The organism is Veillonella parvula (assembly GCF_032575955.1).
Lineage (GTDB): Bacteria > Bacillota > Negativicutes > Veillonellales > Veillonellaceae > Veillonella > Veillonella parvula_J.
In genome coordinates, this window is sequence record NZ_JAWFXN010000001.1 from 506,984 (window position 1) to 521,927 (window position 14,944).

The following is a 14,944-nucleotide window of genomic DNA, read 5'->3' on the forward strand; positions in this document are numbered from 1 at the left end:
GTAATTATGCGATTTTAGTCAATTAAAATGGTCAATAAGTTCTTTCGCCGCCGCAAGTGCTGTAGCAGACATTCCCTTACCAGACATCATAGACGCGATTTGTGTTACTCGTTCTTCCTCATTTAAGACTACTAATGTAGAGATTGTACGATCATCTTCCTCGATTTTAGATAGATGATAGTGTTGTTTCGCAATACTTGCAGTTTGAGGCAAATGGGTAATACAAAATACTTGATTTGTTCTAGATAAATTAAGTATTTTTTCTGCCACCTTAAGTGCTATATCACCGCTGATACCAACGTCAATTTCATCAAATACCATCGTTTTAAAAGCGTCACTGCGGAATACTGATTTAAAGGCTAATGCAATGCGAGCTAACTCACCGCCAGATGCTACTTTATGTAGAGGTAATAACTGTTCCCCTTTATTTGCGGAGAATAACATTTCAATAGACTTTGCACCTAATGAGGATAATTCAGTTCCCTCTTCAATATGAAATTGAATATCCCCTTTGGGCATCCCTAGATCCACTAATTCTTGATGTAAGGCCGTAGCAATCTCTTTTGCATTTTTTTGACGTACCTCGTGTAAAACTGTTAACGCTTCTTCTGCTACCCTTTTTGCTTCTTCAAAACGTGTTTCTAATTCATCTTGAGCAAATACAAGGCCTTCTAGTTCTTCTAAACGAGATTGCGCCTTTTCTTCGTATGCTAGAATATCTTCTACGGTTTCACCATATTTTTTCTTTAAGCTATAAATTGTGGTATCTCTGTCTTGGCAATACTTATAACGTTCTTCATCGTAGCTGATAGTATCCCTGTAACGATCTAAAGACTGTGCAGCTTCTTCTAGTTGGAAATAAGCAGAGTCCACCATTTCTGAGACTTCTTTTAACTCACTGTCATATTTTACTAGATCATTAACCTCTACCTTAATCGAGTTAATCGTATCAAGTAATGGTTGACGTCCATTATAAAAGGCATCATAACAAGAACCTAATACCTTATCGATATGTTCAAAACTGTCTAGACGCTTAAGTTCTTCAGCAATAGTTACATCTTCACCAACACTCAGACCAGCATCTTCAATTTCGTCGATTTGGTATCTAAGCATATCAAGCTCCCGGGCTCGCTCAGACATATTCTCTTGTAAATGATCTACATCTTGTTTTGCTTGCTTATAAATTTTATACGCATCAGTATAAGCTTTATAGGCTTCTTTTCCTTCTTTATTAAAAGTATCTAAATATTCATGATGTATATCAGTGTCTAGTAAACGTTGGTTGCTATATTGTCCGTGAATATCTGCTAAGTATTGACCAATCTCCTTTAAAGCTTTTAAAGGTATTGGTTGATCATTAGCCAATATACTAGATTTGCCATTACGATTAAAAGATCTAGATAGAATTAACTGGCCTTCTTCTATCATGATATTTTTAGACTCTAATAGGTCTTGAATACTTTGGTGATTAGCAATATCAAATATTCCATCAATAACAAAACTATCTTTACCGTGACGAATAAACTCGCTACTTGCGCGTTCTCCTAATAGGATACTAAAGGCATCCATAAGAATGGATTTCCCTGCCCCAGTTTCGCCGGTAAAGATAGTAATGCCATCATTAAATGAAATATTCATTTGCTCAATCAACGCAAAGTTGCGAATGCTCATTTGCGTTAACATATTATTAGTCCTTCATTAAATCTTGAATTTTCGCTAAAATTGCTGGAACTTCAGCTTCGGATTTTGCAATTAACAAAATAGTATCGTCCCCTGCTAATGTACCAATAATTTCAGTCCATTTTGCATGGTCGATAGAAAATGCTACAGATTGAGCAGAACCAGGGATTGTATGTAATACAACTTGGTTTAAACTGTGATCAACCTTAATCAAAGAATCTTGGAATAGTCGGTTAATACGGCTACGAGATAAAACTACATTTTCCTCTGGAGATAATGCATAACGATAATGTCCATCGCCTGTAGGAATTTTGATTAACATTAATTCCTTAATATCACGAGAAACTGTAGCTTGTGTAACTTCAATACCTTCTTCTAGTAAAGCCGCAGCTAATTCCTCTTGTGTTTCAATCGCCTTGGACTGCACGATCTCTTTAATTTTGTTATAGCGATAGCGTTTCATTTTGAACTCCCTTTTTTAAACCTTGCACATAAAAGAGAATAGTATCTTTCTGATAATATTATACCATATATTCATAATTAATATATGGTATAAATCGCATATATTATACGTCTTATGCATATTATATTAATATTTAAAATATTGTTAATATTCTATATATTGATAACGTACAAATTCATAGCTCATAAGGTTCATCTATTTATAGGGAATTAATAATTTAAAAATAGAAAAATATACATGTATAATTAAAATCCCCTATAAAGGGGGTTTTACTAACTGAGTATGAGTTTTATTCATAATGAATAAAGATATATTTCGTTTTATCGTTTTTGCAATATAAATAACTCAGGTGGATTATGTATTTGGTTCATCGGATGCCAATGACATACATTATATATTTTCTGATCTAAATCTGATAAATACGATTTAAGAGACTGCATTTCTTCAAATCCCTCTGTTGTTCCAGGGTAAGCAACTATTGTAATAACTCCAGACTTGGAAAGTTTTTGTAAACCTTCATTTATGGCATCAATGGTTTGGTGCGGTTTTGTTACAACTTGGTGATCTCCTCCAGGTAAATATCCGAGGTTAAAAATCATTAAATCAATAACTTCATCTTTTAATTGATGAGCTACCGCCAAATCATGAGAGTCATGAATAAACGTTAAACTTACTTCTGGCGCAATATCATTTGATTGTAAAAGCTCCTTGCTAGTTTTAATAGCTTTCATTTGAATATCAATTCCATATAGATGGCATGCTTTTTGTGCCCGTTTAGAAAGGTATAAAAGATCATGGCCATTACCACATGTAGCATCTACTACCACTTTGGCATTTTCCATGCATCGATCCCAGATTAAATGTTGGAATTGAACAGCATTGTTAATGTTAATCACAAAACCACCCCACTTGAGATTTGGTTATAACAATTCATCTCGACGAGATGCTAACTTTTTAAATAGAGTACCAAAGAAACATTGATCCTTGAATCGTACAAATAAACAATATACAGGGTTAGAACTTATATGTAAGGTTTCTTTATTTGTAAAAGTATAGTCAAATGTACCATCAATACAAATATGTAATTGTGGTTCTCTTTCCGGCATTGTAATTTGAATCGTATCATGTTCCTCCAAAACAAGGCTTACACCTTGAATTAAATGTGGTGCTACTGGGGTGACAATGATTGATCGATTATCTGGTTTCATGATTGGACCACCAGCCGATAGATTATAGCCGGTAGAACCTGTAGCAGAGGAAATAATTAAACCATCCGATGGATACATTTGCGTGTGTTGATTATTTATGGACATATTAATTCGAGCCATTTTAGCAGGCTCAGCACGAGTGATAACAATTTCGTTAATGATAGGAACTAGTTCTTCCTCTTTACCCTCATGACGTTCTATATAAGCATATAAATGTCCACGCTTTTCAATATTATAATCACCATTAGCAATACGTTTAATATGACTTTGCATTTGATGAATTTCAATTTGATTTAAAAAACCTAGTTCGCCAAGATTAATACCACAAACAGGTACATTATATGGATAAATTTGTCTTGCAAGATGGATGATGGTACCATCACCACCAAAACTAAAGGCAATATCGATTTGTTTGAAGATTTCTGGGCGACTTAAAATATGAGTTTTAGGAATCTTAAGTACTCGTGCAGGTGCATCTGATTCGAGATCATCTGGCAAAAATACTTCGATACCTTCATCTTTACAAATATGTGCAGCCATTTTTAGAACTGCCATAATATTGCTTTTCCCCATATTGGGGAAGAATCCGATACGCATAGTAATCTCCTATAATGAATGGGCTTCTGCAACCACTGTATCAATCAAAGTATTATCAATGGTTAAGGCCCCTTCTTCATACTTTTTAAAATAACCTAAAAACTCTATATTACCTTCCATACCTTTAATTGGTGAGAAAGTTAAGCCATGTGTATACAATCCACAATCATACGCAACGTGTAGAATACGATGTAAAACTTCTTTATGGATTTCACTATCTCGCACTATACCGCCCTTACCAACATTTTCTTTACCCGCCTCAAATTGTGGTTTTATTAAGGCCACAAGTGAGCCCGTATCTTTTAATAAATTAGTAGCTACTGGTAAAACTTTGTCTAAAGAAATAAATGCTACATCAATAGAAATAAAATCAACAAGTTCACCTATTTGTTCAGCAGTAACAGTACGGATATTTTGTTTCTCCATATTAATTACACGTGAATCTTGGCGTAATTTCCAAGCTAATTGATTATATCCTACATCGATGGCAAAGACCTTAGACGCACCGTTTTGTAATGCGCAATCTGTAAAACCACCTGTACTAGCTCCTATATCAATCATCACAGTCCCATGTAAATCGATAGGGTAAGTTTGAATAGCCTTTTCTAATTTAAGTCCTCCACGACTTACATAAGGTAAAGTATTGCCTTTTACAATAATATTGGCATCCACAGGAATCTTGGTGCCTGCTTTATCTATGCGCGTAGTATCCATAAATATAAGGCCCGCCATAATAGCTGCTTTTGCTTTTTCTCTACTTTCAAAAAGGCCTCGATTAACGAGGAGTATATCTAATCGTTCTTTATTGCTCATATTACACCATGATAAATACAATAAAACTGAATAAAGGCCACAAGAATACCGAGAATTAAACCACCAAATACTTCGATAGGTGTATGTCCCAACAACTCTTTTAATGCTTCTTTACGTGTAATGACAACAGGTATATTTTTTTTCGTAAAGTAATCTACAATTTGATTAAGTATTTGAGCTTGTCGTCCTGCCTCTAATCGTACACCAGACGCATCATACATAACAACAATTGAAAATACTAAGGATAATATAAATAGATCCGTTACACCATTTTTAAGGTAAATCGCTGTTGTTGTAGCAATTACAAATGATGTATGTGAACTTGGAAAACCACCAGATCCAACAAGGCGCTCTGGTCGGAATTTACCATGTCTTAAGAGTTGCCATACAAATTTGATAGCTTGAGCCGTAAACCAGCCCCAAAATGCAGCTTGTGCGATATAATTATGTGCTATTTGTGGTAATATATCAATCATTGTTTATACCTTCTACAGGTAATACCCATTAATTCGTACGTTCTAAAAGATAATCAATTAATGCTGATAGTATAGTTGTATCATAAGAAACCAAGTTTAACGCATCATGAGCTTGGCTACCTATTAAGTAGGCTTGATGTTTTGCTTGCTCTAAACCTAGTAAAGATACATAGGTAGATTTATGTTGGCGAATATCACTACCGGGTGTTTTCCCTAATTCTTCAATAGTACCGGTTACATCTAAAATATCATCAGTGATTTGGAATAATAATCCCAGGCAATTAGAATATTCCATAAGGGCTGTTCGCGTAGTCTTATTAGCACTTCCAAGAATAAGACCTAATTCTACAGAAGCGTTAAATAGTGCACCTGTTTTACCAGTATGTAAAACCTTTAATTCTTCTAAAGGAATATGTTTATCTTCACTGAGCAAATCAAAGGCTTGTCCCCCAACCATACCTTCTGGACCAGCCGCAGTAGCAACACATTGTATAGCATCTAGTTTTTGCTGTGCACTAGCAACTGTATTTGAAGTCATCAATTGAAAGGCATATGTTAATAACCCATCACCGGCTAAAATAGCAAGTCCCTCACCGTATACTTTGTGATTGGTCAAATTACCTCTGCGATAATCATCATTATCCATAGCTGGTAAATCATCATGAACTAATGAATACGTATGGATACACTCCATAGCACATAGAAATTCCTTATAATCAGCTGGCTCTTTATGAAGCATTTCCAACACAGCCTTAGTTAAAATAGGTCGTATTCGTTTGCCACCTTGCATTAAACTATAATTCATAGATTCATAAAGTTGTTCAAATTCTTGATTTGGGCTATTAAGTACTTCGCCTAACCATTGTTCAATATTTTGTTTGCTAGATGCTAAATAATCTTTGAACATAGAATCTCCTTATTCGCTGATGCGGACTTCTTCGATAATTTGTTGTACTTCATCTTCAACAGAGTCAAGCATTTCAGCACATTCTTTTACCAAAGTTAAGCCCTTTTTATATTGTGATAAAAGCTCAGAAATGGTCATATCCCCATCGTCTAATTGCTTAACAATATCTTCTAAGGCCTTATATTTTTTCTCATAACTTTTTAGTGATGCGGCCATCCTTGTGCGCCTCCTTTACCGTAGCAGTAATATAACCATCAGCTAGTGTAACTCGTATATCGTCATTTGGTTGTAATTGGGCAACCGATGTAATAGGTTTGTTATCATGCTCAACCTTTGCAAAACCTTTAATCATCATTTGTAATGGATTTAGCGACTCTAACTGTTGTGCCAATAATGCTAAGCTATGTCTCTCTGTATTACATCGTTCTTTAGTTGCATTAGTTAGAGTTTGTGAAAGCTCTTGTAAGTGTGATTTTTGCTTATGTAAAAATTGCAGAGCTGGAATGCCAAATTTTCGATTAAAGAGCAATGTTAAATCTGTACGTTTTTGTTGTAGTGTATAGCGTATATATTCATGTAAATACTCTTCTTTTTCTATCAGCTGATCTTGTAATGTAGTAATTGGAAGTACTGCCATTTCTGTAGCATGGCTAGGCGTAGCCCCGCGCGCATCAGCTACATAATCACATAAGGTGTAATCTGTTTCATGACCTATCGCCGAAATAATCGGTGTATGAGCATTATAAATTGCCTCTACAACAGCTCTATCATTGAAACACCACAAGTCCTCCATAGATCCACCACCACGACCAACGATGATGACATCAATATCTGGATCAGCATCTGCCGTAGCAATTCCTTTTGCTATAATTGGGCCTGCGGTACTACCTTGTACAGGAACGGAAAACAATTTAAATTGAACTAGTGGATTGCGTTGTTTACTAACATGTAGAATATCATGTAATACAGCACCAGATTGGGATGTAACAATACCAATGCAACTCGCCATATAGGGTAAACCTACTTTATGGCTATCATTAAAGTACCCCAAAGCAGTTAACTCTCGTTTTAGAGTGTCAAATTCAAGCTGTAACGGACTTTTAGCACCTATCTGCATATCTGATGCAATGAGATTTAAACGGCCAATTTTATTGTAAAAGTTAACAGATGCTTTTACAGTTACTAATAAACCATTTTGAATGGCATTAGCTAGTCCCTTTTGCATGACTGTACTAGACCACATTGTCACATCAATAGCAGATTCCTCATCTTTTAAAGAAAAATACATGTGACCACTACTATGACGTTTTGCATTAATAATGGTACCACTTACATATACATTCTTTAATAGATATTCACGATCTAAGGTACGTTTTATGAGATTGTTTAATTGTGTAATGGTTAATACATTCACGATTATCCTCTAGATTCTTGTAAATAAGCAGCACCAAAAGCATTACCTGTGGCATTATCAACAGAGAATTGTGGCTGCGCCACATGTAATTGGAGATGATTTCGTTTACAATAGGTTTCCATCCGCTTACGAAGTAAACTATTACTCATCACACCACCTACAGCAATGAGTGCACGTACAGATTTCTCTTTAGTATGATAAGTAATCATTTTTTCTAGAGCATTTCCAATGGAAGTAAAAACAGCTCTAGCTAACTTAGATTTATCTATATCACTCATAGCGTTATTTATACGCCGCATAGCAGCACTACAAGGACCGGCAAAGCTAATCCATCCGTCTTTTACAGATGATGGCAATGGTTCATATTCTGTAGTTTGTAATGCTAAAGCCTCTAAATGTTTACCTGCAGGAAATGGTAAGCCCAACGCGACACCTATGCGATCAACATATTGCCCCCCTTGTAAATCTTTAGAACCACCAACGATGTGAGATTCAAAAATACCGTTTCCTTGATAATGGCAATATACTAATTCTGTCGTGCCACCTGATAGATGTAATGCCAAAAATGGCTCATTAGGAATATTTTTTAAATCCCTCAAAGCAGCTAATATATGATTCTCTTGATGTGCAAAAATATGTAAAGGCACATTCATAAGATGACTCAAGGTTTTCCCCTGTCCTAACCCGACCATAAAGGCAGGCATATAAGAGCGTTCTTCACGGCGTGGAAAGCCACTAACACCTATACCGCTAATTGGTACCTGAGGCAATTCTGACATTAGCTTAGGCAATGCCTTTGTATGCTGAAAGACCATATTTGATTGTTGTAGTCCTCGCTCACCTGGTTTTACCTCTAAGATTTTACGTGCTTCCCCTACTATGTGAAAGTCACTATCTACAATGGCACAACTTGTGGTGTAACAACTCGTATCAATGCCTAAGTAATATCGTTTCATTATTTACTCTTATTATATGCGTCTAAGATTGCATTAATTAATTTATAAGATGCATCAGAGCCAAACTCTTTAGCTAATTGAATGGCTTCATTAATAGCAATAGAGGGCTCTAAAGGTTCCACTTTATTGTTCATTTCCCAAACGGCAATACGTAAAATAGAACGATCCACCTTATCTAAATTTGCTACTTTACGAGATTTACAGAATGGCTGTAATGTAGCATCAATTGCTTCAGCGTTTGATAGTACACCCTCTATAATACTATTTGCATATGCCTTATCCATTGCTTTATGAATGTTTCCTTCGGGAAATTGAACATCATTTTGATCAGTATGAAATTCATTGGCATATAACATTTGGAATGCGTATTGACGAGCCTCTCGCCGATTTCGCTTAGTTACCATGTAAAACTGGCTCCTTTTCTTTTACAATACCTTCAATATGCACATCAACCTTAATATGATTAAGATCTAGCATATTTTTTAAGGTTTGTTTGATTTCTAATTGCAATTGTTTCGATAATTCAATGAGATTATATCCATACAATGCTTTAATATAAATATTAATTTCAATAAAACCTTTACGATGCTTTACATTGATACCAGGTAAGCTACGCTGACCAAAAGCATGGGTAATACCCTCTACCAACTCATCGTAAAAGCGTGGGCTTAAAGAATGAATACCAGGAATGGTTCCTAAAGTTTTTGTTGCTACATCAATGATGACAGAATCTGCAATATCAATAGTATCCGTGTCTAAACCATAATTTAATTGATTATCTGAACTCATAGAGATACCTCCTATGGCTGTTGAGGTGTTACTAAATCATCAAAAATAATGTCTTGTACAACTACATCAATAGTTTGAACCTCAATTTCTGTATAAGAGACTAAAGCAGTTTTAATGCGCTCTTGTAGACGTAAAACAACATCAGGAATACGATATCCATACTGAATGCACACATATAGTGTAACTGATATTGCTCCTTCATCGTTAAAGGATATCTTAACACCTTCATGATCGGATTTACGTCTAAAAAAAGTATTAACGCCATCATTAAAGGTGGAACTCATATGATGAATTCCCTTTGTGTCAAGGGCTGTCATTGTTATAATTGTAGCATACACATCATCGTTAATCTTAACTTTACCCGACTCTAGTTCAGTATTTTTCTTGGTCATACTGGCCTCTTTCAAAAAAAGCACCTGTCCCTATATATAATTACATAGACGACAAGTGCTTACAGTGCAAATGTTACGATATATGGGGAATAAGATTCCTTGAAAAGATCTTGCCCCAATACATATCAATGAGTATTAGGCACGTTCGATGTATTGTCCTGTACGAGTATCAATACGAAGTACATCATCTACTTCAATGAAGAGAGGTACTTTTACAGTGTAGCCTGTTTCTAATACGGCTGGTTTATTACCACCAGTTGCAGTATCGCCACGAATACCAGGATCTGTTTCAACTACGCGAAGTTCAACAGCTACAGGTAAATCGATACCGATTACGATACCTTGGAAGAACATGATGGATACTTCCATATTTTCAAGAAGGAAGTTTTTAGCATCACCTAATTGTTCAAGGGTAAGTTCAACTTGATCATAAGTTTCGTTATCCATGAATGTATAAGAGCCATCAGATTCATATAAGTATTGCATACGACGACGATCAACATGTGCTTTAGGCACTTTTTCACCTGCATTAAATGTACGCTCAACTACAGAACCAGTTTGCAAGTTTTTCATTTTAGTACGTACGAATGCAGCACCTTTACCTGGTTTAACGTGTTGGAAATCAACTACTTGCCATACATTACCGTCAATTTCAACGGTTACACCTGGACGAAAATCATTACTGGAAATCATCTAACTCTTCTCCTTCTAAATACCTATTTCAATTAACTCTTTTGGACTATGTGTCAACACCTCATAGCCGTCAGATTTGACGATGACACTATCCTCTATTCTCAATCCGATAGTACCTGTTATATAAATGCCAGGTTCTACCGTAATGATCATATTTTCTGTAAATACCGTATCGGATTTAGTATTGGCTACTGGTTCTTCGTGAATCTCAAGACCTACGCCATGTCCAGTACCATGATTAAATTCCTTGGTATATCCATGTTCTTTAATATAATCACGACAAACTGCATCAAGTTCTTTACCAGTAATACCAGCCCGAACTGCAGCTACGCCACGTTTTTGTGCTTCTAAAACTATACCATACAGCTTCTTTTGTAATTCAGAGGCAGACCCCATTACAATAGTTCTAGTCATATCAGAATGATAACCCTTATATACTGCACCAAAGTCAAAGGTAACAAAATCACCTGCTTCAATGACCTTATCACTGGCTACACCATGAGGCATACTAGAACGATTACCAGAAGCAACAATGGTTGCAAAGGAAGGTTCCTCTGATCCACGTTTTAACATTTCTGATTCTAATATAATGCGCGCTTCGTTTTCTGTCATCCCTACCTTTAGTTGTGGTAGCAAGACAGCAAAAGCATCATCACCAATTTTAGCAGCTTTACGCAATAAGTCTAATTCGTCTTCACGCTTAACCGCACGTAGTTTTGCAAAATTGATAGATGTAAAATTAAAGCGTTCATCTAATGTATCACATAAAGTTTCATACGTATCCACAGGCATTTGTTTGCCTTCTATACCGAATAAACCTTCGTGAATATGATATTCATTGAATATATCTACAAGAGTATCCATAACAGTTGTTTCATATTGAATAACTGTGTACCCTTCACATTGTTTTGTTGCTTGTTCAGTATATCTGAAATCAGTAATCATAAAGGCTTTATCTTGAGTAATGATAGCAAAGCCTGTAGTACCAGTAAAGCCTGCAAAATAATGTAAATTTATAGGGCTTATTAAAATGACGCCTGTTAATTCTTGCTCTTTAATATACTGTTGTAGCAGATTTAATCCATTCATAATCTTGCTCCTAGTCTATAAAGTACAATTAATCTTACCATAAAATGCCTATATTGAATAGAATTTTATGCTATTTTTTAAAGCCCTCTATCTGTTCAACGGTCAATTCCATTGCAGAACCAACCTCTTCAATGCCAGTTAAATCAATATGACCAATCGTAAGACGTTTCAAATATGTTACAGTACCACCTGCAGCACCAATCATGCGCTTAACTTGATGATACTTGCCTTCTTCAATCGTTACATGTACTGAATGTAACGATACAAATTCAATTTCTGCCGGTTTACATTGCGTACCATCTCCAAGAAGAATTCCCTTTTTAATACGTTGTATACCTTCATCAGATAGCGTTCCTTCAAATTCTACGTAATAAATCTTAGGCACATGTTTATTACCATTAATGATAGAATGTCCCCACACACCATCATTAGTTAATAATAAAAGTCCTTCTGTATCCTTGTCTAATCTGCCTACTGGAACAACTCCCATTTTTATGAATTCTGGAGGGAGTAAATCCATAACAACAGGGTGATTAGAATCTTCTACCGCTGTAACATAGCCCTTTGGCTTATGAAATTTTACATAATAAAGTTGAGTAGTACTAACAACCTTACCATCAACAGCAACTATATCAACATCAATATCAATGTGAGTATCTTTTTTCGTTGTTATACTACCATTGATGGTAACCCTTCTATCCTTTATGATTTGATGGACTTCTTTTCGACTACCATAAGCTTTATTGGCTAATAATTTATCTAGTCGCATTATGCATGACCTTGTAATATATCTACGTGTGCTGTATCATTGAGCAAGTTTAAAATATTATGATCAAATTCTCCCATGCCATTATAGAATATACGATTAATTGCTGTATTACCTTGACTAAAATTCCAACAATGACTAATGGAAATATCTAATAATTTACACAATAATGTTCGTATAGTTCCACCATGACAAGTAATGAGAAGTGTTTCCTCCTCATTATTAACATTGATGAATTCCTCTAGACCTGCCCATGCACGGTCTTGTAAATTCTTAAAGCTTTCACCATTAGGAACCTTAACTAGATGTGGTCGCAAATACATTTCATCAATCAAACCAGGCCAACGATCTTCGATATCTGAAAACAACATAGCTTCCCAATCGCCAAAATTAAGTTCTCGTAAGCGTTTATCTACTGTTATAGGAGTAGTACGTTCCCCGCGAATGACTTTAGCTGTAACTAAAGCACGACTCAAATCACTAGATAATATGCGATCAAATTTAACATCTTTAAGAGCCTGACCACATGCCTTTGCTTGATTTAAACCATTTTCATTAAGTGGAACATCTGTGATGCCTTGGTATTTTCCCATTTTGTTCCAATCAGTTTCACCATGGCGTACAATATACAATGTCTTCATAGTCTTCCTATACTTTCAAAATATCTGTTAATTTTTCTACTAACTTAACATTAGTATCATGATCTTTTATTGCAACGCGAATCCATTGATTATTTAATCCCATATAAGAATCACAGTTGCGAACAATCATATTATATTTTTTAAGCACTTCATTAATCGACTCTGCTGTTATTCCTTCTTGTTCAATGTGGAACAACATAAAATTAGCTGAAGGCGGATATACAGTAATATTATCTATAGTATCTAATGAGTTATACATAAAAAGTTGCTCTTCATGTAATACTTGTTTTGTTCGTTTCACATACTCTACATCATTCAAAGCCGCCTCTGTATAGGATTGAGCTAATGTGTTAACAGACCAAGTTGGAATAAAACTATTTAGTTGCTCAATGATAAGTGGATTGCTGAAAGCAGCACCAATTCGTAGCCCTGGCACGGCATAGAATTTTGTAAAAGAATGAACCACGATAATATTATCAAACTCGTTAACTAGGGAGCGCATGGAGTATTCATTATCTTGTAAAGTGTCGTTACCAACAAAATCGATAAAGGACTCATCTATAACAAGTAAACTATTAGCATCTTTCAGCATGCTTGCAATAGTACGAATATGGTTTTTATCAAGTAACGTACCATCTGGATTATTGGGATTACCTAGAAATACAATAATACGACCATCTTGCCCCTTTAACTCAGCTGCAAAAGTTTCTAATGCTAAATAAGGAACCTCAAAATAAGGTTTTCCATGTTCATCTTCCCGTGGTCGATAATAAATATCGCGTACTGGAATTCTACTTGCTTCTAAAGCTGCTTTATATTCAGAAAAACCTGGTGCGGGAACAAAAGCGCCCGTATAGCCAGGTAACCGACAAATTGCATATAATAGCTCTGCTGCTCCATTGCCAACTACAATTTGATTTTTATTCATACCATAGATATCAGCAATGGCATTTAATATATCATCATTTGTAGCATCCGGATAATGTGATATATATCGCAATTGAGATTCTAATGCAGATAAGCCATGTTGGCTAGGGCCTAGTGGATTAATATTAGCACTAAAGTCAATAACATCGTATGGTTCAATTCGTTGTTCATGGGCAAACTGAAAGATATTGCCCCCATGTATTTTAGACATACTATTCTCTTTCTATGAAATACTTTATCGTTTGATATAAGTTAATCCTTCATTCGTAGTTTCAACCGTATCTACATAGGTTAATTGTGGCAACTTACGCAAAATCTCATTCTTACAATCATCAATACGACCATAATCAACGGGGAATAATAGTCCCATAATGGTTCCGCTATGAGCGATGATTGTTCCCACACTATTATAAGAATTACCTACATCGTGAAAGTCATATAAATTAGGTTTATATAAAATACGCTGATTGCCAAAAGCACTTAATGTAGCAGCTTGACCAATGAGCTTTATATCATGCGTTATAAGACCCTGTTTAAACAAATCAAAGGATTCTTGTATAATAGATTCTTTTTCTAAAATTTTATTTTGTAAATCTGCTTGTTTATTAAAGCTAACTGTATCAATGCTACCGCCTTCGTCAAAAACGAGGATTTTTAAAGGTGGGCACATACCTAATGGCTTAGAGATAGTCCCTTTAATATAATCAAACTGAGTTACACCTTGATAAAAAGAGGCATCTGTAGGCTCTACAGATAGACAAATTTGCTCAAGTTCTTTTAATGATAAATCATAGTCCATGGCCAAAGCTGTAGCCATAGCTGTTACAGAAATATCTGCCGAACTTGAAGCCATGCCTTTTCCTTGTAGAATATCGGATCTTACATACACAGGCGGGCAAATTTGATTTTTATTTTTTTGTTGGACCAATTCTTGTACTAATTTACGAGCTTGTGCAGATTTTGGTTGAAGTGCACAAAATTCTTTAGAAAAAGGTTGTATTACATTACTCAATGCGTAGGAGTATCGATTAATTGGACATGTCACTAAAAATGACTGACCATCAATAGAACCTTGTAGAAATTCCCCACATGTACCTGGGGCTCTTACATAATAGGTCACATTAAACTCCTTT

19 protein-coding genes are annotated in these 14,944 nt (G+C 35.4%); all 19 read right to left on the reverse strand.

The window, feature by feature from the left end; all coding sequences use genetic code 11:
- Positions 1-18 precede the first annotated feature (18 nt).
- On the reverse strand, positions 19-1,683 hold the full coding sequence (recN, locus tag E7L28_RS02310; protein ID WP_287501874.1) for a DNA repair protein RecN: 1,665 nt from the start codon (positions 1,681-1,683) through the stop codon (positions 19-21).
- Between the two features lie 4 nt (positions 1,684-1,687).
- Positions 1,688-2,143 carry an arginine repressor gene (argR, locus tag E7L28_RS02315; RefSeq protein ID WP_004695825.1) on the reverse strand — a complete coding sequence of 152 codons (456 nt, stop codon included), beginning with the start codon at positions 2,141-2,143 and terminating at the stop codon, positions 1,688-1,690.
- Between the two features lie 320 nt (positions 2,144-2,463).
- On the reverse strand, positions 2,464-3,039 hold the full coding sequence (gene mnmM / locus E7L28_RS02320; RefSeq protein WP_021148148.1) for a tRNA 5-(aminomethyl)-2-thiouridylate-methyltransferase MnmM: 576 nt from the start codon (positions 3,037-3,039) through the stop codon (positions 2,464-2,466).
- Between the two features lie 24 nt (positions 3,040-3,063).
- On the reverse strand, positions 3,064-3,948 hold the full coding sequence (locus tag E7L28_RS02325) for an NAD(+)/NADH kinase (protein WP_077708416.1): 885 nt from the start codon (positions 3,946-3,948) through the stop codon (positions 3,064-3,066).
- Positions 3,949-3,957: 9 nt separating this feature from the next.
- Positions 3,958-4,761, reverse strand: a complete 804-nt coding sequence (locus E7L28_RS02330; protein ID WP_077708415.1) for a TlyA family RNA methyltransferase — start codon at positions 4,759-4,761, stop codon at positions 3,958-3,960.
- Positions 4,758-5,237, reverse strand: a complete 480-nt coding sequence (locus E7L28_RS02335) for a divergent PAP2 family protein (RefSeq protein WP_004695814.1) — start codon at positions 5,235-5,237, stop codon at positions 4,758-4,760. The genes E7L28_RS02330 and E7L28_RS02335 overlap by 4 nt, the downstream gene beginning before the upstream one ends.
- Positions 5,238-5,265: 28 nt before the next feature.
- Positions 5,266-6,144 (reverse strand): polyprenyl synthetase family protein, encoded by an 879-nt coding sequence (locus E7L28_RS02340; RefSeq protein ID WP_077708414.1) that lies wholly within the window; start codon positions 6,142-6,144, stop codon positions 5,266-5,268.
- A gap of 9 nt (positions 6,145-6,153) precedes the next feature.
- Positions 6,154-6,360: an exodeoxyribonuclease VII small subunit gene (xseB, locus tag E7L28_RS02345; protein WP_004697322.1), complete on the reverse strand. Its 207-nt coding sequence runs from the start codon at positions 6,358-6,360 to the stop codon at positions 6,154-6,156.
- Positions 6,335-7,558 carry an exodeoxyribonuclease VII large subunit gene (gene xseA, locus E7L28_RS02350; RefSeq protein ID WP_316691782.1) on the reverse strand — a complete coding sequence of 408 codons (1,224 nt, stop codon included), beginning with the start codon at positions 7,556-7,558 and terminating at the stop codon, positions 6,335-6,337. The genes xseB and xseA overlap by 26 nt, the downstream gene beginning before the upstream one ends.
- Positions 7,559-7,560: 2 nt before the next feature.
- Positions 7,561-8,514 (reverse strand): Kae1-like domain-containing protein, encoded by a 954-nt coding sequence (locus E7L28_RS02355; protein ID WP_316691783.1) that lies wholly within the window; start codon positions 8,512-8,514, stop codon positions 7,561-7,563.
- Complete coding sequence (nusB, locus tag E7L28_RS02360; protein WP_012864357.1) at positions 8,514-8,918, reverse strand: transcription antitermination factor NusB; 405 nt, start codon at positions 8,916-8,918, stop codon at positions 8,514-8,516. Before nusB ends, E7L28_RS02355 begins: the two co-directional genes overlap by 1 nt.
- On the reverse strand, positions 8,908-9,303 hold the full coding sequence (locus E7L28_RS02365; protein ID WP_012864356.1) for an Asp23/Gls24 family envelope stress response protein: 396 nt from the start codon (positions 9,301-9,303) through the stop codon (positions 8,908-8,910). The genes nusB and E7L28_RS02365 overlap by 11 nt, the downstream gene beginning before the upstream one ends.
- Before the next feature lie 11 nt (positions 9,304-9,314).
- On the reverse strand, positions 9,315-9,695 hold the full coding sequence (locus E7L28_RS02370) for an Asp23/Gls24 family envelope stress response protein (protein ID WP_316691784.1): 381 nt from the start codon (positions 9,693-9,695) through the stop codon (positions 9,315-9,317).
- 135 nt (positions 9,696-9,830) lie between these two features.
- Complete coding sequence (gene efp / locus E7L28_RS02375; RefSeq protein ID WP_004695799.1) at positions 9,831-10,388, reverse strand: elongation factor P; 558 nt, start codon at positions 10,386-10,388, stop codon at positions 9,831-9,833.
- A gap of 15 nt (positions 10,389-10,403) precedes the next feature.
- Entirely contained in the window at positions 10,404-11,477 is a 1,074-nt protein-coding gene (locus E7L28_RS02380; protein WP_287508891.1) for a M24 family metallopeptidase, read from the reverse strand.
- A gap of 70 nt (positions 11,478-11,547) precedes the next feature.
- A complete protein-coding gene (locus E7L28_RS02385; protein WP_287508893.1) occupies positions 11,548-12,246 on the reverse strand; it encodes a pseudouridine synthase in 699 nt (232 codons plus the stop codon).
- Positions 12,246-12,884 carry an alpha-ribazole phosphatase gene (cobC, locus tag E7L28_RS02390; RefSeq protein ID WP_316691785.1) on the reverse strand — a complete coding sequence of 213 codons (639 nt, stop codon included), beginning with the start codon at positions 12,882-12,884 and terminating at the stop codon, positions 12,246-12,248. Before cobC ends, E7L28_RS02385 begins: the two co-directional genes overlap by 1 nt.
- A gap of 7 nt (positions 12,885-12,891) precedes the next feature.
- Entirely contained in the window at positions 12,892-14,022 is a 1,131-nt protein-coding gene (locus E7L28_RS02395; protein WP_316691786.1) for a pyridoxal phosphate-dependent aminotransferase, read from the reverse strand.
- A 24-nt stretch (positions 14,023-14,046) separates the two neighbouring features.
- Complete coding sequence (locus tag E7L28_RS02400; RefSeq protein ID WP_012864351.1) at positions 14,047-14,931, reverse strand: GHMP family kinase ATP-binding protein; 885 nt, start codon at positions 14,929-14,931, stop codon at positions 14,047-14,049.
- Positions 14,932-14,944: the final 13 nt, after the last annotated feature.